The 20,327-nt window shown below is 63.6% G+C and carries 21 protein-coding genes; 6 read left to right on the forward strand and 15 right to left on the reverse strand.

The features are described 5' to 3' along the window. The first annotated feature begins 4 nt into the window (after positions 1-4). The 4 genes from WNE31_RS10765 (at position 5) to folD (ending at position 3,756) form a co-directional block, all read left to right on the forward strand. Positions 5-604 carry an MOSC domain-containing protein gene (locus WNE31_RS10765; protein WP_349979774.1) on the forward strand — a complete coding sequence of 200 codons (600 nt, stop codon included), beginning with the start codon at positions 5-7 and terminating at the stop codon, positions 602-604. 167 nt (positions 605-771) lie between these two features. Further along, a complete protein-coding gene (locus WNE31_RS10770; protein ID WP_349979775.1) occupies positions 772-2,448 on the forward strand; it encodes a formate--tetrahydrofolate ligase in 1,677 nt (558 codons plus the stop codon). 56 nt (positions 2,449-2,504) lie between these two features. Further along, positions 2,505-2,810, forward strand: coding sequence for a chorismate mutase (locus WNE31_RS10775; RefSeq protein ID WP_349979776.1), 306 nt, complete (start codon positions 2,505-2,507; stop codon positions 2,808-2,810). Positions 2,811-2,865: 55 nt separating this feature from the next. Continuing rightward, positions 2,866-3,756, forward strand: a complete 891-nt coding sequence (gene folD, locus WNE31_RS10780) for a bifunctional methylenetetrahydrofolate dehydrogenase/methenyltetrahydrofolate cyclohydrolase FolD (RefSeq protein WP_349979777.1) — start codon at positions 2,866-2,868, stop codon at positions 3,754-3,756. A 69-nt stretch (positions 3,757-3,825) separates the two neighbouring features. Here folD and WNE31_RS10785 read toward each other — a convergent pair whose 3' ends face one another. Beyond that, positions 3,826-4,254: a PaaI family thioesterase gene (locus WNE31_RS10785; RefSeq protein ID WP_349979778.1), complete on the reverse strand. Its 429-nt coding sequence runs from the start codon at positions 4,252-4,254 to the stop codon at positions 3,826-3,828. A 114-nt stretch (positions 4,255-4,368) separates the two neighbouring features. On the opposite strand from WNE31_RS10785, the gene WNE31_RS10790 reads away from it, so the two are divergent. Then, positions 4,369-5,154 (forward strand): LytTR family DNA-binding domain-containing protein, encoded by a 786-nt coding sequence (locus WNE31_RS10790; RefSeq protein ID WP_349979779.1) that lies wholly within the window; start codon positions 4,369-4,371, stop codon positions 5,152-5,154. 10 nt (positions 5,155-5,164) lie between these two features. Here the strand turns inward: WNE31_RS10790 and pdeM are convergent, their stop codons facing one another. From pdeM to WNE31_RS10805, 3 genes are all read right to left on the reverse strand, one after another. Next, entirely contained in the window at positions 5,165-5,827 is a 663-nt protein-coding gene (gene pdeM / locus WNE31_RS10795; RefSeq protein WP_349979780.1) for a ligase-associated DNA damage response endonuclease PdeM, read from the reverse strand. 62 nt (positions 5,828-5,889) lie between these two features. Continuing rightward, on the reverse strand, positions 5,890-8,304 hold the full coding sequence (locus tag WNE31_RS10800; protein WP_349979781.1) for a ligase-associated DNA damage response DEXH box helicase: 2,415 nt from the start codon (positions 8,302-8,304) through the stop codon (positions 5,890-5,892). Between the two features lie 3 nt (positions 8,305-8,307). Continuing rightward, positions 8,308-8,628: a metalloregulator ArsR/SmtB family transcription factor gene (locus tag WNE31_RS10805; protein ID WP_349979782.1), complete on the reverse strand. Its 321-nt coding sequence runs from the start codon at positions 8,626-8,628 to the stop codon at positions 8,308-8,310. A 194-nt stretch (positions 8,629-8,822) separates the two neighbouring features. Between WNE31_RS10805 and WNE31_RS10810 the strand changes: the two genes are divergently transcribed. Then, a complete protein-coding gene (locus WNE31_RS10810) occupies positions 8,823-9,851 on the forward strand; it encodes a DUF1214 domain-containing protein (protein ID WP_349979783.1) in 1,029 nt (342 codons plus the stop codon). A gap of 18 nt (positions 9,852-9,869) precedes the next feature. Here WNE31_RS10810 and WNE31_RS10815 read toward each other — a convergent pair whose 3' ends face one another. The 11 genes from WNE31_RS10815 to WNE31_RS10865 form a co-directional block, all read right to left on the reverse strand. After that, positions 9,870-11,099 carry a mandelate racemase/muconate lactonizing enzyme family protein gene (locus tag WNE31_RS10815; RefSeq protein ID WP_349979784.1) on the reverse strand — a complete coding sequence of 410 codons (1,230 nt, stop codon included), beginning with the start codon at positions 11,097-11,099 and terminating at the stop codon, positions 9,870-9,872. Positions 11,100-11,103: 4 nt separating this feature from the next. After that, positions 11,104-11,472, reverse strand: a complete 369-nt coding sequence (locus WNE31_RS10820) for a hypothetical protein (protein ID WP_349979785.1) — start codon at positions 11,470-11,472, stop codon at positions 11,104-11,106. A gap of 19 nt (positions 11,473-11,491) precedes the next feature. Further along, positions 11,492-12,583 (reverse strand): Zn-dependent alcohol dehydrogenase, encoded by a 1,092-nt coding sequence (locus WNE31_RS10825; RefSeq protein ID WP_349979786.1) that lies wholly within the window; start codon positions 12,581-12,583, stop codon positions 11,492-11,494. A 120-nt stretch (positions 12,584-12,703) separates the two neighbouring features. Beyond that, positions 12,704-13,909 (reverse strand): TCR/Tet family MFS transporter, encoded by a 1,206-nt coding sequence (locus WNE31_RS10830; RefSeq protein ID WP_349979787.1) that lies wholly within the window; start codon positions 13,907-13,909, stop codon positions 12,704-12,706. A 36-nt stretch (positions 13,910-13,945) separates the two neighbouring features. Continuing rightward, complete coding sequence (locus WNE31_RS10835) at positions 13,946-15,277, reverse strand: class-II fumarase/aspartase family protein (protein WP_349979788.1); 1,332 nt, start codon at positions 15,275-15,277, stop codon at positions 13,946-13,948. A 2-nt stretch (positions 15,278-15,279) separates the two neighbouring features. Next, positions 15,280-15,990 (reverse strand): alpha/beta fold hydrolase, encoded by a 711-nt coding sequence (locus WNE31_RS10840; protein ID WP_349979789.1) that lies wholly within the window; start codon positions 15,988-15,990, stop codon positions 15,280-15,282. After that, the gene (gene pcaD / locus WNE31_RS10845; RefSeq protein WP_349979790.1) at positions 15,983-16,786 is read right to left on the reverse strand and encodes a 3-oxoadipate enol-lactonase; all 804 of its coding nucleotides are present in this window, start codon (positions 16,784-16,786) and stop codon (positions 15,983-15,985) included. Before pcaD ends, WNE31_RS10840 begins: the two co-directional genes overlap by 8 nt. A gap of 5 nt (positions 16,787-16,791) precedes the next feature. Further along, a complete protein-coding gene (locus WNE31_RS10850; protein ID WP_349979791.1) occupies positions 16,792-17,985 on the reverse strand; it encodes an endonuclease/exonuclease/phosphatase family protein in 1,194 nt (397 codons plus the stop codon). Further along, positions 17,982-18,461 carry a macro domain-containing protein gene (locus tag WNE31_RS10855; protein WP_349979792.1) on the reverse strand — a complete coding sequence of 160 codons (480 nt, stop codon included), beginning with the start codon at positions 18,459-18,461 and terminating at the stop codon, positions 17,982-17,984. The genes WNE31_RS10850 and WNE31_RS10855 overlap by 4 nt, the downstream gene beginning before the upstream one ends. 58 nt (positions 18,462-18,519) lie before the next feature. After that, positions 18,520-19,494, reverse strand: a complete 975-nt coding sequence (locus WNE31_RS10860) for a threonine ammonia-lyase (protein ID WP_349979793.1) — start codon at positions 19,492-19,494, stop codon at positions 18,520-18,522. After that, a complete protein-coding gene (locus WNE31_RS10865; RefSeq protein WP_349979794.1) occupies positions 19,491-20,327 on the reverse strand; it encodes an alpha/beta fold hydrolase in 837 nt (278 codons plus the stop codon). Before WNE31_RS10865 ends, WNE31_RS10860 begins: the two co-directional genes overlap by 4 nt.

Here is a 20,327-nt window from a genome sequence, read left to right on the forward strand (position 1 = left end):
CCCCATGCCCGCGCTGAAACCCACCGAATTTTATGCAGAGGTCCTGTGGCTGGGCCGTGTGGCCGACAGTGTTGAAGACCTGCGCGCGCAAGAACTGTCCGAGATGGCACTTGGCTTTGAAGGGCTGGCGGGGGAATGTCACGCGGGGCTGACACGCCCCTCGTGCAGCCGTGTCTTGTCGCAGCACCCGCGCGGCACTGAAATTGCCAATACGCGGCAAATCTCGATCCTGTCGGAAGAGGAATTGCTGCAAATCGCCGATAGCATCGGCGTGGCCGAATTCGATCCGGCCTGGGTCGGAGCCTCGGTCATCCTGCGCGGCATTCCCGATTTCAGCCATGTGCCCCCGTCCTCCCGGTTGCAGGGCGACAGTGGCGTGACCCTGGTGGTAGACATGGAAAACCGCCCCTGTGTCCTGCCCGGTCGGGTGATCGAAAAAGAGATGCCCGGCCATGGCAAGGCTTTCAAGGCCGCCGCCGAGGGCAAGCGCGGGGTGACGGCCTGGGTGGAACGCCCGGGCACCCTGAAAGTGGGGGATATTCTGCGCCTGCACATCCCCGACCAACCGGTCTGGCAGCGACTCGACGAGGCCCGCGCGACCTGAGGTGCGCCGGTGTCGATCAGGCGCATTTCGTTTCCAAAATGAAACCGACCGCATTTCTTCGACGCAAGAAGCGTCGGAAATGTCGGAAATGCAACCTGAATCAGGGTCCGGTGTCGTTATGCAAAAAGGCAGAGAAACGATCACAAACCTGTCTGACTGGGACTGCCATGAGCTACAAATCCGACATCGAAATCGCCCGTGAAGCGAACAAGAAACCGATTTTCGAAATCGGCGCCAAACTGGGAATCAGCAGCGATGACCTGTTGCCCTATGGCCACGACAAGGCCAAGGTGAGCCAGCAATTCATCAACTCGGTGCAGGAGCGCGAGAACGGCAAGCTGATCCTCGTGACCGCGATCAACCCGACCCCTGCGGGTGAAGGCAAGACCACCACCACCGTGGGCTTGGGGGACGGCCTGAACCGTATTGGCAAGAACGCCATGATCTGTATCCGCGAGGCCTCGCTGGGTCCGAACTTTGGCATGAAGGGCGGCGCAGCCGGGGGCGGCTATGCCCAGATCGTGCCGATGGAGGAAATGAACCTTCACTTTACCGGCGACTTCCACGCGATCACCTCGGCACATTCCTTGCTGTCGGCGATGATCGACAACCACATCTACTGGGGTAACGAACAGGAAATCGACATCCGACGCGTCCAGTGGAAACGCGTCGTCGACATGAACGACCGCGCCCTGCGTCAGGTCAACGTGTCGCTTGGTGGCGTGGCCAACGGTTTCCCGCGCGAAGGTGGCTTTGACATCACCGTGGCCTCCGAAGTAATGGCGATCCTGTGTCTGGCGAAGGACCTGAAGGACCTTGAAGAGCGCCTGGGCGACATGATCGTGGCCTATCGCCGTGACCGCTCGCCTGTGTTCTGCCGCGACATCAAGGCCGAGGGCGCGATGACCGTGCTGCTCAAGGACGCGATGCAGCCGAACCTCGTGCAGACGCTGGAAAACAACCCCGCCTTCGTACATGGCGGCCCGTTTGCCAACATCGCGCATGGCTGTAACTCGGTGATCGCCACCCAGACCGCGCTCAAGGTGGCGGATTACGTGGTGACCGAGGCCGGTTTCGGGGCCGATCTGGGCGCCGAGAAGTTCATGAACATCAAGTGCCGCAAAGCCGGTCTGGCGCCCGATTGTGTGGTTCTGGTTGCCACCGTGCGCGCGATGAAAATGAACGGCGGTGTCGCCAAGGACGATCTCGGGGCCGAGAACGTCGACGCGGTCAAGGAAGGCTGTGCCAATCTCGGGCGTCACATTGGCAACCTGAAATCCTTTGGCGTGCCGGTGGTCGTGGCGATCAACCATTTTGTCAACGACACCGACGCAGAAGTGCAGGCGGTCAAGGATTACGTGACCAGCCAAGGCTCCGAAGCGATTGTCTCGCGTCACTGGGAACTGGGCTCTGAAGGCTCGGCAGAGCTGGCGCAACGCGTGGCCGAAATCGCCGACAGCGGCGCCAGCCAGTTTGCCCCGCTTTACAACGATGAACTGCCGCTGTTCGAAAAGATCGAGCGCATCGCCAAGGGCATCTACCGCGCCGACGAGGTGCTGGCCGACAAGAAGATCCGTGACCAGCTGCGTCTTTGGGAAGAGCAGGGTTACGGCAATCTGCCGGTCTGCATGGCCAAAACCCAGTATTCCTTCTCGACCGATCCGAACCTGCGCGGTGCGCCCACTGGCCATTCGGTGCCGGTGCGCGAAGTGCGCCTGTCGGCCGGGGCCGGGTTTATCGTGGTCGTTTGCGGTGAAATCATGACCATGCCGGGCCTGCCGCGCAAACCGGCGGCGGAAAACATCCGCCTGAACGCCGAAGGCCAGATCGAAGGCTTGTTCTAAGGCGCAAAATACGCTTTCTGCGGCCCAAGACACTTTGGGCCGCAGGAGACCCCGATATGACACCCCTGACCCCACCACAGGACTGTGACACGATGCAGGCGCTGCGCGCCGAGATCGACGCGCTGGATGACACGCTGGTAAGGCTGCTGGCCAAACGCGCCACTTATATCGACCGTGCCATCGAGTTGAAAAAGGGCAATGGCTGGCCGGCCCGCATTCCGGCCCGGGTCGAGGACGTGGTGCAGAAGGTGTGCCAGAGTGCAGAGGCCGAGGGGTTGGACCCCGCGCTGGTCGAACGGCTCTGGCGGGATTTGATAGACTGGTCAATCGCGCGCGAAGCGCGGGTGATTGCCGAAGAGTAAAAGACCGGGCCCGACGCGCAGGCGACGGCCCTGAAACCGTGAGAGAGGAAAGACGATGACCGCAGCGATCATTGACGGCAAGGCTTTTGCCGCCACCGTGCGCGAAAAAGTGGCAGGCCACGTGGCGCGCCTGAAAGAGGAAAACGGCATCACCCCAGGTCTTGCGGTGGTTCTGGTCGGAGAAGACCCCGCCAGCCAGGTCTATGTGCGCTCGAAGGGGAAACAGACCGTCGAGGTTGGCATGAATTCCTATGAGCACAAGATGGACGCCGACACCTCCGAGGCAGACCTGCTCGCGGTGATCGAAAAGCTGAACAATGATCCGGCGGTGCATGGTATCCTCGTGCAACTGCCGTTGCCGGGGCATCTGAACGAAGACCTTATTATCAACTCGATCGCGCCGGAAAAGGACGTCGACGGCTTCCACATCTCGAATGTGGGACTACTGGGCACCGGGCAAAAGTCGATGGTGCCCTGCACGCCGCTGGGCTGTCTGATGATGCTGCGCGATTATCACGGGTCGCTGTCGGGCATGAACGCGGTGGTGATCGGGCGGTCGAATATCGTGGGCAAGCCGATGGCGCAGCTTCTGCTGGGCGACAGCTGTACCGTGACCATCGCGCATAGTCGCACCAAGGATCTGCCCGAGGTCGTGCGCGGCGCGGATATCGTTGTGGCTGCCGTCGGTCGGCCGGAAATGGTGCCGGGCGACTGGATCCGCGAAGGGGCCACCGTGATCGACGTGGGCATCAACCGGATCGAGCGCGACGGCAAGACCAGGCTGGTGGGCGATGTGGATTTCGAAAGCGCGTCGAAAGTGGCCGGGGCGATCACGCCGGTGCCGGGCGGCGTCGGACCGATGACCATTGCCTGCCTTCTGGCCAATACCGTGACCGCCTGCTGCCGCGCCAACGGTCTGGCCGAGCCGGAAGGGCTTACTGCGTAAGCCCTGCCTGCGGCGCGAGTATTTTTGGAAAGGTGAAGACGGGGCGGCGCGCAGGGGCCGCCCTTTTTGTTATTTGGGCAGGACCGGCACCATGGTGCCGGTCATCAGCGCGATATGGGTTTCCTTGTCGCCGGTGATGGCAAAGACGTCTGACTGGACAATCACAAGCCGTTTGCCCGGTTTGATCACGCGCCCGCGCGCCTTGATCTGGTCGCCCGCGCAGGGGGCCAGAAGGTGGATCTTCATCTCGCTGGTCAGCACCTCGGCCTCGGGCGGCATCACGGTCAGGGCCGCGTATCCGGCGGCGCTGTCGCCAAGGCCGAATGTCAGGGCGGCGTGCCCGAACCCGTGTTGCTGTTTGCAACTGTCGGGCAAGGGGCTGGTCAGGTCCACCGCGCCGCGCCCAATTGACGCGATTGCGGCCTGCATCGTGGCCATCATCGCCTGTCGCGCAAAACTGTTTTTGATTTTTTCAACGATTTCAGGTGATAAACCCATATTGATTCCCCCTTACTCGAGCCGGCGCCTCTGCCAGTCTCAGCTTTGGGGTGTGTTCCCGGCGGGTCAAGAGAGCCGCCACGTCATACGTGTTGAGAGATTGTAAGGCTGGTCGTGATTATCAGGCTGGAGAGATTCTATTCCACTTATGCCACCATGGTGTCGTGGCAGATCCTGACTTTGGGCGCCGTCGCCGCCCTTATCGCGGCGGTGGCCGGACCTTTCGGGACGTTCTCGGCGATGCCACTGGGCGGACGGTTCCTTTATTGGGGAGCAATCGTGCTGAGTTCTGTGGTGCTGGGCTATACCGGCTATGCTCTGGTGCGGCTGGTGGTGGATCCCGACAACAAACTGCGTACGATTCTCTGGGGCAGCCTCGCGGGCACCGTTCTGGTCACCGGAGCGGTCTGGACCTGCAACACTATCGCCGCGGCCTCCAGCGATCTTGAGCCGCCAACATTCTGGGTGTTGCTGAGCTATGTCGCCCTGATCAACGCGTCGGTTGGGGTGTTGCGGCTTTTGCTGATGCACCATACGCAAACGCTTGCCCCGGCCTCGGAAGACCAGTCCGATATGACCCTGACCGAGGTGCCCCGTCTTGCCCGTCGCCTGCCGCCCGAGGTGCAGGGCGACATCCTGCACATGTCAGTCAAGGACCACTTCGTCGAGGTCAACACCAACAACGGGTCGGCCAGCATCCGCATGCGGTTCCGTGATGCACTCGATGAACTGGACGGGGTGCATGGATATCGTGTGCACCGGTCGCACTGGGTGGCGCATCGTGCCGTGCAGGGCATCGAAAAGGATCAGGCCCGTGTATTTCTGCGCTTGCCTGAAGGGAAACGCGTACCGGTCAGCCGGAACTATCACACGACGTTGGAAGAGGCGGGCTGGCTCTGAGTGCGGATGCCTAGCGCGGCATGTCGACGATACGCGGAGTCTGCCCGGTGACGATGGCGCGCGCCTCGGCGCGCATCAGGTCGGTCAGCGCCACATCCGTGCTGTGCAGGCCGCCGGTATAGGTGCCATAGGCGGGCATGATGATGCGGTCACTGTCAAACAGGAAGGCCGGGCGCGTCAGGGTGCGAAGGCGCGTCTGCACCCGCACCTTTGGGTGGTAATGCCCCGAGATTTCGCCGCTCTGGCCGGGTTGCGCGATATGGCGAAAGGTCAGCGGTGGCAGGGGCAGGGTCGCCAGATGGCTGCCGCCAAGGTCAATCGGGCCGGGGTCATGGTTGCCCTCAATCCAGACCCAGCGCCGCCCCGCTTGCAAACGCGCGATCCACAGGCGTTCGGCTTCGGGCAGGGCCTCGGCGGCCTCGCGGTCGTCAAAACTGTCGCCAAGGCAGATCACCGTGCTGGCGCCGGTCAGTTGCAGGTCATGTTCCAGCCGGATCAACGTGTCGCGGGTTTCATACGGGGGCAGGGGCGGGCCGCCGCGCCGCGCCAAGCGTTCGGACTTGCCAAGATGCAGGTCCGAGACGCACAGGATTTCGCGCGCTTGCCACCACAGTGCCCCGGACCCGAGGGCCCGCAACTGCGCGCCTGCCAATGTGATTTCTACCCCGCTCATGGCCACATTGGTGGCGCAATTCCGCCAGGGGGGCAAGTCAAATTGGTTGTGCTCTTGGGCGGCTAGGGCTGGACCCCGGCCTCTTGCATGACGCGCGCGCTTTCTTCGGCCAGAAGGCGTTCCTCGGCCATGCCGTCGACGCGCACCTTGCCCACCTCAAGAAACAGCGGCGCGGCCAGCGGCGTCACGTGATCGGTGCGCACAAGGTCGATGCGCCCGTCGATCCGGTGCAGCATCTCTTCGATCCGCGCAAAATCCACCAGCCCGCGCATCGCCTCTTGCCGCGTAATCTGCATCAGCAGGTGGTCGGGGTCGTATTTCAGCAGCGTGTCATAGAGAATGTCTGAGGAAAACGTCGCCTGCCGTCCGGATTTGCGCCCCCGGATCGTGTTGCGGTCGATCAGGCCCGCGATGGTGGCCGCCGCCCGGAACGTCCGCTTCATCAGCGCATTGCCCGCCAGCCATCCGTCCAGCCCGTCGCGCAGCGCCTCGGGCTCAAACAGCCGGGCCGGGTCTGTCACCGCGTCCAGCCCCCAGATCAGCGTGGCGTAATCCGTCGCCACGAACCCCATCGGCGCCAGCCCGGTCTCTTCCATCCGCTTGGTCAGCAACAGGCCCAGCGTCTGCTGCGCGTTGCGCCCGGCAAACCCGTAAACACACAGGTTTTCACGCCCGTCGCGGGGGAAACTCTCGACCAGAAGACGCTCGGCACGCGGCATCCTCGAACGGGTGCGCTGCAGATCCAGCCAGTCGCGCGTGTGCCCCGGCAAATCGGGCCAGTCGGGCTGTTGCAACAGGGTCAGGATACGCTGCGAAAGCTGGGTCGAGGTGGCGAATTTGGTGCCGTTGAAGGTGGCGACCTTGGGTTTCTTCGCGGCGTGGCGCGAAACCTCGACCGTCATCTCTCGCAGGCCTTCATAGCGCACGATCTGCCCACCGATCAGGAAGGTGTCGCCGGGACTGAGTGTCGCGGCAAAACCCTCTTCGATTTCGCCAAGCGGCTTGCCGCCGCGCGCCCGTTTGAGCCGTACCTTGAGCGTATCGGTGTCCTGGATCGTGCCGGCATTCATACGGATTTGCGGGGCCGCGCGCGGATCGCGCAGCTGCCACAGGCCGTCGGGGCGCTGCATCAGCCGTTGCCAGCGGTCATAGGCGCGCAGCGCATAGCCCCCTGTGGCACAAAAATCGAGACAAGCGTCAAACGCTGCGCGGGTCAGCTTGGCATAGGTTCCGACGGTCACGACCTCGGCGAACAGGATGTCGGCGTCGAACGGCCCCGCTGCCGCCCGCAGCAGGATATGCTGGCACAAGACGTCGCGCGGCCCCTCACCGCGGGGCGCGCCGTCCAGATCATGCGCTTGCACCGCCTGAAGCGCGGCGACGCATTCGATCACCTCGAACCTGTTGGCAGGCACCAGAACCGCCTTGGACGGGGCGTTGTAGCGATGGTTGGCACGGCCGATCCGCTGAACAAGGCGCTTGACGTTCTTCGGCGCGCCGACCTGCACCACCAGATCGACATCGCCCCAGTCGATTCCAAGGTCCAGCGACCCGGTGCAGACAATAGCGCGCAACTCGCCCCGCACCATCGCCGCCTCGACACGTTCGCGCTGTTGCCGGTCAAGCGATCCGTGGTGGATGCCAATCGGTAGCGCGTCCTCGTTGGCCAGCCACAGGTTGTGAAAGAAAATCTCGGCCTGAGCGCGGGTGTTGTGAAAAATCAGCGTGGTCTTGTGCGCCTTGATCAGCTCCATAACCGCCGGAATGGCATAGGCCGCGCCGCCTCCTGACCACGGCGGTGGGGCCTCGGTGCGCAACATGGAAATGTCCGGCGCGGGGCCGGGATCGGCGGTCAGGATTTCGCAAGGGTCCGGATGGCGGGCCAGCAACCCGGCAATGGCGGCGGGGTCGTCCACGGTTGCCGACAGACCGACGCGCCGCAGGTCGGGGCACAGGGTTTGCAGCCGCGACAGGGCCAGCATTAACTGATCGCCCCGTTTGCTTTCGGCAAGGGCGTGGATTTCGTCTACGATCACGCGTTTCAGCCCACGGAACATGCGCGGCGCGTCCTCGTAGGATGTCAGCAGGGCAAGGCTTTCGGGCGTGGTCAGCAGGATATGCGGCGGGTCGGCGCGCTGGGCCTTCTTGCGCGTGTTCGGGGTGTCGCCGGTGCGGTCCTCTATCCGGATGGACAGGCCCATCTCGTCGACCGGCGTGCGCAGGTTGCGCTTGATATCCGCCGCCAATGCCTTGAGCGGCGAGACATAGAGCGTATGCAGCCCCTCATGCCCGCCTTCGGCCAGATCGACCAGCGAGGGCAGGAACCCAGCCATTGTCTTGCCGCCACCGGTGGGCGCAATCAGCAGGGTGCAGGGGGCATCTGCCCGCGCCAGCATATCAATCTGATGCGGATGCGCTTGCCAGCCCTTGCTGGCAAACCAGTCATGGAAACGTGGGGGCAGCCCCGTCTGAGGCAAGGCTCAGCCGTCGTCGGAACCGCAGAACAGGCGGTACAACATGCCGATGACTTCGGCGGTGCTTTCGTCAGCGAGGCTGTAGAAGATGGTCTTGCCGTCGCGACGGGTCGAGACCAGCTGTTCTTCACGCAACCGTGCCAGCATCTGACTGACTGCGGCCTGCCGGATCTCCAGAAGGCTTTCCAACTCGCCCACCGATTTTTCGCCCGAACCCAGATGGCACAGGATCATCAACCGGCCTTCATGGGCCAATGTCTTGAGATAGGCGGCGGCACTTGCCGCGCTGCGGGCCATTTCCGTCGGCGGAGCCGGGGGTTTTTGCATGTTCACGCGCGTCATCCTCAGGTCTTTTGTCTTTTATAGCATGGCTTTTCGGAAAGTGCGAGTAGGTCTGAAACAAGGCAGAATAATCCTGCCGGCCGGTAAGTGGTCTCGCCGCTTTTGGGCGCTTGGTTTGTTAAATATTCCATTTGAACAATGGCCGTGCGGACTATCTAATAAAGCGTGTCCTTGCCTTAATGAAAGTCGAGATCGTGAAAAACATGTACTTCAAATCCGCAATTTCAGTGCTTGCCCTGTCTGCCGCGCCGCTTATGGCGCAAGAAACTGTGACCCCCGAGAGCTATATTCGCGCCGAGGTGGATATGTCGTTTTCGCAGTTCCAGTTCAACGCGGGCAGTGATGTGAACCGGTTCTACTATATCCGCAAACCCACGCCGCTGGATGCGCAGGCGGTGGTGCGCATGAACCGCGACACGCTTTATGCCGGCGCGGTGGTCGATACCGAGGGTGGGGCCACGATCACCATCCCCGAATTTCCCGATGACCGTTATTTCTCGATCCTCGTGATCGACAATGACCACTACGCGCCGGTCGTGTTCTATGAACCGGGCACCTATGAGATTCCGGGCGACACCAAATATGTCTCGCTCATCATGCGCATCCAGATCATGGATCCGTCCGACCCCGCCGACGTGGCGCTGGTGAACGAGATGCAGAACAAGTTCGAGATCAGCGCCAGCAGCCATGATCTGTTCCCTGAACCGCAGTGGGATCTGGACAGCATGCTGGCCCTGCGTGCGGGCTACGAGGTCGAGTTCCAGAAGTTTGACCAGTATGAACCCGACTGGATGGGGCCGCGCGGTGAGGTCAACGAAGACACGCGCCATCTGGCCGTGGCCGGGGCATGGGGCCTCTTCCCCGAGAAGGACGCGGTTTATATCAACTATACGGGCCCGTCCTCGGCCGATGCCTGCTACACCGCCACCTATGACGTGCCGCCCAATGATGCCTTCTGGTCGATTACAGTCTACGGCAATGACGGTTTCATGAAGAGCGACACCAACATCATCAATGACCGCAACGTGGCCCTGAACGACGATGGCACCTTCACCGTGCATTACGGCCCCGAGGCCAAATGCGGCGCGCAGCCCAACCGCGTGGACATCACCGAGGGCTGGAATTTCCTGATGCGTGTCTATCGCCCCGGCGCGGCGGTTCTGGAACGCACCTACAAACTGCCCGATGTCACCGAAGTCACGCAGTAACTGCAAATTGGCGGCGGGTCACTCCGTCGCCGGCGCGCCGCCCTGAAAATTGTTGCCATGAGTGTAATCGCAGGGGGCGTCCTGCATTTGCAGGTGCAGGTCGCGGCCAGAGTAGGGATGCGCACGGGCCAGCGCCTCGTCCACCTCAATGCCCAGACCCGGCGCCTCGGGCGGGACGACATAGCCGCCGTGCACACGTATGCCGCCCTTGATCAGCTGATCGTGAAACGGGGTTTCGATGGTTTCGATCATCAACAGGTTCGGAATGGCGGTGGCCAGATGGATATTGGCGGCCCACTCCACCGGCCCTGCGTAAAGGTGCGGGGCCATCTGGGCGTTGAACACCTCGGCCATTGCCGCGACCTTTTTCATCTCCCAGATACCGCCCGCCCGCCCCAGCGCCGGTTGCAGGATTTCCGCCGCGCCCGCGCGCAGCACCGCGCCGAACTCGGCCTTGGTGGTCATGCGTTCACCCGTCGCGACGGGGATGCGCACGTTGCGCGCGACGCGAGCCATGTCTTCGATATTGTCGGGCGGGGTCGGTTCTTCGAACCACAGCGGCGAATAGGGTTCCAGCGCCTGCCCCAGCCGGATCGCGCCCGCCGTGTTGAACTGGCCATGGGTGCCGAACAGCAGGTCGGCGCGGTCGCCCACGGCCTCGCGGATGGCCTTGCAAAAGGACACCGACATGGAGATGTCCGACATCGCGGGCATATGCCCGCCGCGCATCGTATAGGGGCCGGCGGGGTCGAATTTCACCGCCGTATAGCCCTGCCGCACCATCTCGGCGGCGGTTTCGGCGGCCATCTCCGGCGCGGTCCAGAACGCCGCCATGTCGTGATGGGGCAGGGGATAAAGATAAGTATAGGCGCGCAGCCTGTCATTCATCTTGCCGCCGATCAGCGCCCAGACAGGCCGCTCCCGTTCTTTGCCAAGGATATCCCAGCAGGCGATCTCCAGCCCCGAAAACGCCCCTATGACAGTCAGGTCAGGGCGCTGGGTAAAGCCGCTGGAGTAGGCGCGGCGGAACATCTTTTCGATATTCTCGGGGTTTTCACCCTGCATGTGCCGCTCGAACACGTCGCGGATCACGTGGGTCATCGCTTCGGGTCCGATGGACGAGGCATAGCATTCGCCCCAGCCGGTGATCCCGGTGTCGGTCGTGACCTTGACAAGTATCCAGTACCGCCCGCCCCAGCCGGGCGCGGGCGGCGCGGTGACAATCACGTCAAGATCTTGCAGTTTCATGGGGTTATCCCTCCATCGCCTCGTCAAAGGCAATCAATTCGCGGTCGATTTCCGCGATGGCCGCTGCCGTGCCGTAAAAGGTGATCATGGGCGCGTCCTTGGCATCCATGAACACCTCGATTTCAAACGCGTTCAACGCCCCGTCGAACCCGCCGTCGATCTTCCAGCGGCGGGTTTCGTCCACGGCGATTTCGGGCAGAGCGTCGGCGATCAGCCCGGCAAAGCCCGCAGGCAGGCCAAAGCGCGGGTTGTTGGCCAGCCGCGTCAGGAAAGGTGCAACCTCGACCGCCTCGAATCCCATCGAGGTTTCCGAGGTAATGGGCGGGGCCTTGGGCTCTTCCGGTTTGAACAGGTCAGTCAGGAATTTCAGCACGGCACCGCTCCGTCTTGCGTCAGTCTCGGTTGAACACAATCACATTGCGTTTCGCCGCGCCAGTCTTGGTGTCGGCAATCGCCTCGTTGATCTGGTCAAGGCTCCATCGCCCCGAGATCAACTCGTCCAGTTTGAGGCGGCCCTGCTGGTACATGTCCACCATCCACGGGATGTCGCGCTTGATCACCACATCGCCCATCTTGGACCCCTGCATCCCCTGTCCGATGGCCGCAAGGATCACCGGCTCATAGGTGGCCTTGGCTCCCGAATGTGGCATCCCGACCATGATGACCTTGCCCCCCGGCGCCAGATAGCGCGGCGCCTCGTCATAGGCGGGAATGGCGCCGACGGTCACGATCACCGCATCGGCACCGCGCCCCATGGCGCGCATCGCCTTGACAAAGGGTTTCCTGTCGGTGGCCAGAACCCCGTCGGTCGCGCCGAACTGCTTGGCGATCTCAAGTTTTTCCTCGCTCATGTCCACGGCGACGATCCGGCGCGCCCCGGCAATGCGCGCGCCTTGGATGGCGTTCAGGCCCACACCACCGGCCCCGATCACGACCACGTCCTGTCCCGCCCGGATTTGTGCGGCGTTCACTACCGCGCCGACACCGGTGATGACACCGCAGGCAATCAGACAGGCCGCTTCCATCGCGACGCTCTCGGCGATCTTGACCACCTGGCTCTGGTCCACCACCACCTTTTCGGCGAAGGCCCCGCAGGCCATCGCCTGATGCAGCTTGCCGCCATCTGCCGTGCTCAGAGGCCCCTTGTCGCCGTCATAGGGTGTTGAACAGATCACCGGCTTGCCCTCGGAACAGGACGCACATGATCCGCAGGCCCGGATCAGTGTGACAACCACCGGATCACCTTCGGCAATGCCTGTGACGCCGGGGCCCACGCTGGTCACGCGGCCCGCGGCCTCGTGACCATAAACTGCTGGCAGCGACCCACCCCACGCACCATCGGCAAAGGAAATGTCGGAATGGCAGATCGCCACAGCATCCAGCGTGACCTCGACCTCGCCCATTTCGGGCGCGCGCAGCTGCACCTCTTCGATCACAAGCGGTGCCCCGAATTCATGACAGACCGCGGCTTTGATAGTTGACATGGAACGCTCCCTCTTCGTCTTGCCATCAGCGTGGCAAAGACCGGGGTCACCGCGCAAGACCGAATTGCGTCATTCCTGTCGCGGACGGGCCATCCGGCAAAAGACGTTGGGGCAGTTTCGTCAGGCGACGCGCCGTTTCGACCGGAAAAACACCATCAGGCCAAGGATCAGTAGCCCCGCCGACAGAAGGAACGGCGCCCCTGGCAGATAGAGCGGGGCGTCGGGGCGGCTGAAATGGGCGAAGGTCTGGGTCATTACCAATGGCGACAGAACGGTGGCAAGCGAGGTCAGGCTGGTCAGCACGCCTTGCAATTCGCCCTGCGCGTTGTCATCCACCCGCCGTGACATGATCCCTTGCAGCGCAGGCATCCCCAGCGCGCCAAGGGCGGCAAGGGGCACCAGCGCCAGCACCACCGCCCCCGATGTGATCACCCCAAGCAGGCTCAGCGTGGCGACCTCGATTCCCAGCCCCAGCGCCACCGTGCCGCGATGTCCGAAGCGCCGGATCGACGGCGCCACCAGCGCGCCCTGCACAATTGCAAAGCCAAGGCCGAACGCCGCCAGTGACACGCCGATCATGCCGGGCGACCAGTCGAACCTTTCCGCCGTGAAATAGGACCAGATCGCGGGATAGACCGCTGTCGCCACCTGGTAGATGAAATAGACCAGCAACAGCGCCGCCAGCCCCGGCAGTTTTGTCACCGACAACAACGCGCCCAGCGGGTTGGCGCGGCGCCAGTCGAACGGGCGGCGGATGGCGTCGGTCACGGTTTCCCTGAACACGATATAGCCCAGCACGAAGTTCAGCGCCGCCAGCGCGGCCGCCCCCCAGAACGGCGCGCGCGTGCCGAACTCGGCCAGCACCCCACCCAGCGCGGGCCCCAGCACGAAACCCACGCCAAAGGCGGCCCCGATCAGGCCGAAGTTCCGCGCCTTTTCATCCGGGTGGGAAATGTCGGCCATATAGGCCGAGGCGGTCGCGTGCGTGGCTGCCGTGATGCCGCCGACAACGCGGCCCAGAAACAACAGCCAGATCGACCCAGCCAGTGCCATCACCACATAGTCCAGCGCCATGACGGCCAGCGACACCAGCAGCACGGGCCGCCGCCCGAACCGGTCCGACAGGTTGCCGATCACCGGCCCGAACAGAAACTGCATCAGCGCGAAGGCCGCCGCCAGCACACCACCCCAGACCGCCGCATCGCCCAGCGCCTCGCCCGTGACCTCGCGGATCAGGTCGGGCATCACCGGCATGATCAGCCCGATGCCCATCGCATCCAGCACCACGGTCACAAAGATGAACAAAACCGGCAGTTTAGATCGCATGGAACCTCTGGTCTGGGGCAGGGCCGGGAAACGGGCCTAGCCGGTGGCGCGCACCCGCTTGGCAAAGGCACGCGCGGCGTCGGGGGCAAGGCCCATCTGCTGCACCGGATCAAAGACGCGAGCGCGGTCAAGGTCAGGATAATCGCGCGCCACCAGCGACGACAGGGACGCGCCGGTTGCGTTGACCTCTTTGCACAGCGCCTTGGTCGCGGCCTGTGCTTCGGGGCGTGGCAATTGTTCGGTCAGGGCAAAAGACAGCGCCTCGGCATAGATCAGTTGCTGCGGGTCCTCGGCTGTGCGGGCCATCGCCTCGGGGCGCGGGGTAATTCCGGCCAGAAGGTCCGCGGCGATGCCTGCCGCCGAGGCCGCCCCCAGACAGATCTGCGGCAGGCACAGCCATTCGGTGAACCATGCGGCTGCGTCGCGCTGGTGCTTTTGCATCCCTGCGGCTTGCAAGGTGCCGTTCAGGCCACCGCCTTGGCGGGCCAGCGCGGCAAGGGTCGAGGCCGCGACAGGGTTCTGTTTCTGCGGCATGGTCGACGAGGCCCCGCCCGAGCCAAGATCAACCTCGGATATTCCCGACATCGCCATCGCAATCAGGTCTTCGCCGATTTTGCCAAGCGCCACGTTCACCCGCACCAGCCAGTCGGCCAGCCGCAACACAGGCGTGCGGTCGGTGTGCCAGCTGCGGCCCGGATCGCGCAGGTTCAGCGCCTTGGCCAGCGCCGCTCGCATCTCGGGGGCGTGCGCGCCATAAGCCGCCGAGGTGCCCGAGGCCCCCGACATGGACAGGACAAGGCAGGCCTCGCGCAGGGCGGGCAGGTCTTCGTGCAGCGCCAGCAGCGGGTTGCCCCATTCGGCGGCCTGCGCGCCAAAACTGGTCAGCGTCGCCACCTGACCCCATGTACGGGCTGCCATTGGCGTTTCTGCATGCGCTTCGGCCAAATCAGCCAGCGCATTCAGACATTTTTGCAAATCTTTCTCGACCAGCGTCAAGAGCGAGCGCAGCCGCAGCATCAGGCCCGTATCGGTGATATCCTGCGATGTCGCGCCCCAATGCACGTATTGCGCATGGTCGGGGGCTTCCATCGCCTTGCGGAAGGCCGCGACCAGCCCTGGCACGCTCACCCCGTTCTCGCCGGTCTCGTCGGCAAGACCGGCCGGATCGATCTGCACTTCCATCGCGGCGCGCTGGATGAAAAACGCGCTATCTTCGGGGATCACGCCCATTTCGCCCTGCACCTTGGCCAGCATCCCCTCGACCAGCAACATGGCACGCACCTCGGCCGTGTCGGTGAACAGGCGCCCCGCCTCACCGGTGGGAAAAAGCCGTGCGAAAAGGGGGCTGTCGAAAACAGAGGCGGCCATGGTCAGTCCTTCAAGATCAGGTCAATCAGTTCGGCCAGCCCTTCGGGATCGGCGAAAAAGGGCGAATGGCCGGTGGCCATCTGGTAGACGTCCTTGACCGGAAAGTCATCTGCCATTTCGGCCTGGAACTCGGTCGGGATGGCGTTGTCGTAAAGACAGCGGATATAGCTGCGCGGCACCATCGTGTGTGCACGGGTCAGATGGGCCGGCGTGGTCTGGGGCAGGGTGGCCTGTGGCGTCAGATGGGCCAAGGCATAACCCAGCGTGTCGTCGGGACAATCCTGATAGAACACCTCGCGCGTGTGCTCGGGGTGGGTGGTATAGCTCTTGCCGTCGGCGGCGCGGTTCAGCGCCTTGAGGATCGGCTGGCGCGGGGCCAGTTTGCGCATGTCAACGAGGGAAAGGCCCTCGCGCGGGACATAGGCGCAAACATAGATCAGGCGGCGGATCCGGCGCGGCGCGATATCTGCGGCCAGCGTGGCCGGAAACCCGCCCCAGCTATGGGCCACGACCACCGTATCCTCGCCCAAGGCATCGACCACGGATCGGGTGCAGCTTTCCAGCGTCACATCCGCGATCGGGGTGGGGTCGCCGCCGTGGCTGGGCATGTTCATCGTACGGGGCGCATGGCCGCGCGCCTGCAATGCGGGGACCAGATCGCGCCAGCACCACGCGCCGTGGCAAGATCCATGCACCAGAAGAACATCAGCCATCCTTTTGCTCCATATGTCCGGTCGCGCGTAGGAAGCCCGTCAGCAACGCGGTAAACTCATCGGGTTTTTCCACACAAGGCAGATGCCCCGCCCGCCGGATCAACGCGAATTGTGATCCCGGGATCAGGTCCACCGTTTCGCGCACAAGATCGGGTGGTGTCGATCCGTCCTCGGACCCCGCAATGCCCAGTGTGGGCAGACGCAAGCCGCTGGTCGGGGTATAGAAATCGGTGCCCGCGATGGCCGCGCAGCATCCTGCGTATCCGGTTGCAGGCTGGCGCACCATCATGTTGCGCCACAGATCGACCTCTGGGGTGGCTCGGAAATCGCGGCTGAACCAGCGCTCCATCGTGGCGTCGGCCAGCGCCTCGATCCCGCCCTGTTTCACGGCGGCGATCCGATCCAGCCACATGGCGGGTTGTCCGATCTTGGCCGCTGTGTTCGACAGAACCATCGCGCGCACCAGATCCAGCCGCTTCACCGCCAGCCCCTGCGCAATCATTCCGCCAATCGACAGACCCACGACTATCGCGTCTTTGACCTTCAGGTGCTCCAGCAGACGTTCGGCGTCACGCACCAGCGCGCCCATGGAATAAGGCGCCTCGGGACAAGAGGACAGCCCGTGCCCGCGTTTGTCATAGCGGATCAGGCACAGCCCGGCTGGCAGGCGGGTGACCACCTTGTCCCAAAGCCGCAGATCGGTGCCCAGCGAGTTGATAAACAGCACCGGCGCGCCGTCCGGGTCGCCGTCCATCCGGTAATGCAGGCGCACATCGCCAAGCTCCGCCATTTCCATGGGCCTCAATCTCCGATCTTCATGTGGGCCATGATCTGTCCGTGATCGCTGGCCAGCTTGTTATAGGGCGCTTCGGCGTGGCTGCCATCGGTCAGGTGATCGTTGAACACGCTGAAATATTCCATCTCGCCGATCCGGTTATCATTATCGGGGTGGAAATGGCGCGACAGGAAGATCTGGTCAAGGCTCTCGTAGACGCCGTTGAAGGCCGCCGTATAGACCATGTCACGCAGCGATTTGCGCACGAACAGGCTCTCGGCGCTGGTCAGCTGGTGGTCCTGAACGGCCTCGGAAATCGCGACGCTGTCTTCGGCGGAATAGCGGTCGTTATAGTCGCGCGCATCATGGCGCAGCATCCACGTATAATTGCGGAACGGGATCTCGCCCGCAACAATCTCGGAACTGACCGCGTGTTCGCCATCGTTGAAATCGCCCAACACCATCACCGGATGCCCCGCCTGCAAATCGCGCACGATCGCGCGGCGCAGGACCCAGGCCTCGGCCATGCGCCGGACGGCTGCGCGCAGGGCCCCCATGGCGCGGCCCACCGCGTCATAGCGGGTCAGGTCCGCCTCTGGCGCATAGGCAGCCCCCCCAGGGGTGAGGTATTCGCCCAGCTTGGATTTGAGGTGACAGTTATAAACATGCACCACATGCGCCCCCACCGGAATGCGCGCCTTCAGGATGGGGCGCGACAGGCGCGTCAGGGTGTAATGGCCCGCATCTTCGCCGGTCAGTTCGCGAAACGGAATGTGGACCGGCGTGGCAAGGTCCTGGATGATCTCGGGCTCTCCGACAAAGCCGAACCGCGACAGGATCGCCAGACCGGGCCGACGCTTGCCGGGCTGGCCGAGGTCATTGGCATTGGGTGCAAAGGCCAGCGCGGCGTCGGTGTAGGGCCGGTAGCCCAATTTGCGGAAAATCACCTTTTTGCGATAGCTCTTGGATTTCGACGGAAGCACCGCGTCGTTGCTTTCGCGTCCGATACGGTCGCTTTCGGCGATCACCGCGCGCAGGGCCTCTTCCTCGAAAATCTCCTGAAACCCGACGATGTCGGCGTCCATGGCGAACATCTGCTGCGCCATCCAGTCCTCTTTCCACGCGTATTCCTCGGGGGTGTAAGACTGGAATTCGTAGAATTCCCTGTCGGGGCCGATCAGATTCTTGACGTTGAACGTGGCAATCGTGAAACGGGTCATGGGGCCTCCTGCGGGGTGGCGCTGCCCGGGCGCAGCACAAGGCTATGGTCTTGCGAAACCAGCGCGGCGTCAATCAATGGCGCGATCCGACCCCAGTCGCCGCCCGCCAGCCCTGCGCCGATCAGAGGGTATCCGATCCGCGCCCCGTCAAACCGCGCCGCGACGGTGTCGAAACACCGGGACAGCGCGTCGTACTCCACAAGGGGCAGGGGGCCCTCGAACCGGAACTGGGTATAGGCATTGACGATGGTCAGGCGTTGCCCGCCGACCCCGACCTCGGCACAGGAAACCTCGCCCAGCTTGGTCGCATCGCCGAAACCGGTGGCGCGATCCGCTGCCAGGGCCTCGGGGAACGCCTCGGCAATCGCGCGCGCCACGCCCGCGCCCATGGCATGAAAACAATTACAGCCATGCACGATCACATCGAACCGTCCGGCCCGCGCCAGCGCAATCAGATCCCCCTCGACAACCTGCATGGTCAGGCCCTTGCCGGACGGCGCACACCGCCCCCTGTCTTCATCTTGCCAAAAATACTCAAATCTCCCGCGTCAACGCGGTGCGGAACATCTCGGCATCGACATTGCCGCCGGTGCAAACCGCGATCACGGCATCGCCTTCGATCCGGTCTCCATGGAACAAGGCCGCCGCCAGCGCCGCCGCGCCGCCCGGTTCCACCACGATCTTGAGCCGCGCAAAGGCCAGCGCCATGGCACGCAGGCAGTCCTCTTCACTCACGACAAGGCCGGGGCCACACAGGCGTTGCATGATCGGAAAGGTGATTTCGCCGGGGGCGGGGGTGATGATCGCGTCACAAATGCTGCCCGACAGCTCCGCGTTCTGCTCGATCCGCCCACTGGCCAGCGACCGGGCCACATCGTCGAACCCTTCAGGTTCGACCGGGCGGGCGCGCAGCCCCGGCGCGTCGGCCTCAAGCGCCAGCGCGATCCCTGACGTTAGCCCGCCGCCACCGCAACAAACCAGCACATCGGCCTGTGCCACACCCGCGTCACCCGCCTGTTGCGCGATCTCAAGACCGGTTGTGCCTTGCCCCGCGATGACCTGCGGTTCGTCATAGGGTTTGATCAGTGTCAGCCCCCTCTCTCCCGCGATTTTGTCGCCCACGGCCTCGCGGCTCTCACCGCCTGCGCGATCGTACAGAACCACCTCGGCCCCCAAGGCACGGGTGTTGTCGATCTTCATCTTCGGGGCATCGGCGGGCATGACGATTACGGCAGGTGCGCTATGGGCTGCCGCGGCCATGGCCACGCCCTGCGCATGGTTGCCGCTGGAAAAGGCGATCACGCCGCGTGCGCGGGTTGCCGCGTCAAGGGCCGACACAGCCGACCAGCCACCGCGAAACTTGAACGAACCGGTATGTTGCAGGCATTCGGGTTTAACGAACAGCCGCCGGCCCGCGATCTCGTCCAGAAAGGGCGAAGACAGCAAAGGCGTCTTGCGGGCATGGCCCTCAAGCCGCGTGGCGGCGGCGCGGATCATCTCGATATTCATGTCCTGCGCTCCATGTCTGCAATCCATTGGCGCAGGGCCGCGACCGACTCGGGTTCATCCAGAAACGGCACATGGCCGCGATCCGGCACTGTGGCCGCGATCAGCGGTTGCCGTTGCGCCATCTCGTCCAGCGTGTCGGCACTCATCAGGTCAGAGTTCGCGCCGCGAATGGCGGCCAGCGGCATCCCCGCCAGCCCGTCGTAGAATGGCCAAAGGTCCGGCGCCTCGGCCTTGGGGTCGAACGTCGCCAGGACCGCGTCGCGCAGTTTCGGGTCATAATTGATGGTCAGCCCGCCCTCGACCTCGATGAAGTGATGTTCCACCTCTTCGCGCCAGCGGCTGTCGGGCACATTGGCAAAGCCCGCCATGCGCGTGCCGATGATATGCTGCGCCTCGTCCAGCGTTTTCCAGACAGGGTTCAGCCCGACAAAAGTGACCACCACCTCAAGCCCGGCGGTTTCGATCACCGGACCGATATCGACAAAACACACCCCCAGCATCCGGTCGCGCGCCATCGCGCCCAGGGTCAGTGCGATCAACCCGCCGCGCGAGGTGCCCAGAAAGGCGGCTGCCTCAAGTCCCAGATGATCCATCAGTTCCAGCACATCCTGCGCCTCGCGCGGGACGGAATAAGTCATGAAATCCTCGGCCCAATCCGACTGGCCGCGCCCGCGATAATCGGGCCGGATCACGCGGCAGCCCTGCAGGGCGGGCATGGCATAGTCAAAATCGCTGCCATTGCGGGTCAGGCCCGACAGGCAGATCACGGGCAGGCCATCGCCCTCGTCGGTGTAGTAAAGGGAAAGGCCGTCAGAACTGGCAAAACGGGGCAA

Source organism: Shimia fortis, from assembly GCF_040225985.1.
In the GTDB taxonomy this organism is placed as follows: domain Bacteria; phylum Pseudomonadota; class Alphaproteobacteria; order Rhodobacterales; family Rhodobacteraceae; genus Shimia.

Bases quoted from the DNA above. Each gene is read 5' to 3' on its own strand.
- WNE31_RS10765 (WP_349979774.1), top strand. From the start codon at position 5: ATGCCCGCGCTGAAACCCACCGAATTTTATGCAGAGGTCCTGTGGCTG.
- WNE31_RS10770 (WP_349979775.1), top strand. From the start codon at position 772: ATGAGCTACAAATCCGACATCGAAATCGCCCGTGAAGCGAACAAGAAA.
- WNE31_RS10775 (WP_349979776.1), top strand. From the start codon at position 2,505: ATGACACCCCTGACCCCACCACAGGACTGTGACACGATGCAGGCGCTG.
- folD (WP_349979777.1), top strand. From the start codon at position 2,866: ATGACCGCAGCGATCATTGACGGCAAGGCTTTTGCCGCCACCGTGCGC.
- WNE31_RS10785 (WP_349979778.1), bottom strand. From the start codon at position 4,254: ATGGGTTTATCACCTGAAATCGTTGAAAAAATCAAAAACAGTTTTGCG.
- pdeM (WP_349979780.1), bottom strand. From the start codon at position 5,827: ATGAGCGGGGTAGAAATCACATTGGCAGGCGCGCAGTTGCGGGCCCTC.
- WNE31_RS10805 (WP_349979782.1), bottom strand. From the start codon at position 8,628: ATGCAAAAACCCCCGGCTCCGCCGACGGAAATGGCCCGCAGCGCGGCA.
- WNE31_RS10810 (WP_349979783.1), top strand. From the start codon at position 8,823: ATGAAAGTCGAGATCGTGAAAAACATGTACTTCAAATCCGCAATTTCA.
- WNE31_RS10815 (WP_349979784.1), bottom strand. From the start codon at position 11,099: ATGAAACTGCAAGATCTTGACGTGATTGTCACCGCGCCGCCCGCGCCC.
- WNE31_RS10825 (WP_349979786.1), bottom strand. From the start codon at position 12,583: ATGTCAACTATCAAAGCCGCGGTCTGTCATGAATTCGGGGCACCGCTT.
- WNE31_RS10830 (WP_349979787.1), bottom strand. From the start codon at position 13,909: ATGCGATCTAAACTGCCGGTTTTGTTCATCTTTGTGACCGTGGTGCTG.
- WNE31_RS10835 (WP_349979788.1), bottom strand. From the start codon at position 15,277: ATGGCCGCCTCTGTTTTCGACAGCCCCCTTTTCGCACGGCTTTTTCCC.
- WNE31_RS10840 (WP_349979789.1), bottom strand. From the start codon at position 15,990: ATGGCTGATGTTCTTCTGGTGCATGGATCTTGCCACGGCGCGTGGTGC.
- pcaD (WP_349979790.1), bottom strand. From the start codon at position 16,786: ATGGAAATGGCGGAGCTTGGCGATGTGCGCCTGCATTACCGGATGGAC.
- WNE31_RS10850 (WP_349979791.1), bottom strand. From the start codon at position 17,985: ATGACCCGTTTCACGATTGCCACGTTCAACGTCAAGAATCTGATCGGC.
- WNE31_RS10855 (WP_349979792.1), bottom strand. From the start codon at position 18,461: ATGCAGGTTGTCGAGGGGGATCTGATTGCGCTGGCGCGGGCCGGACGG.
- WNE31_RS10860 (WP_349979793.1), bottom strand. From the start codon at position 19,494: ATGAATATCGAGATGATCCGCGCCGCCGCCACGCGGCTTGAGGGCCAT.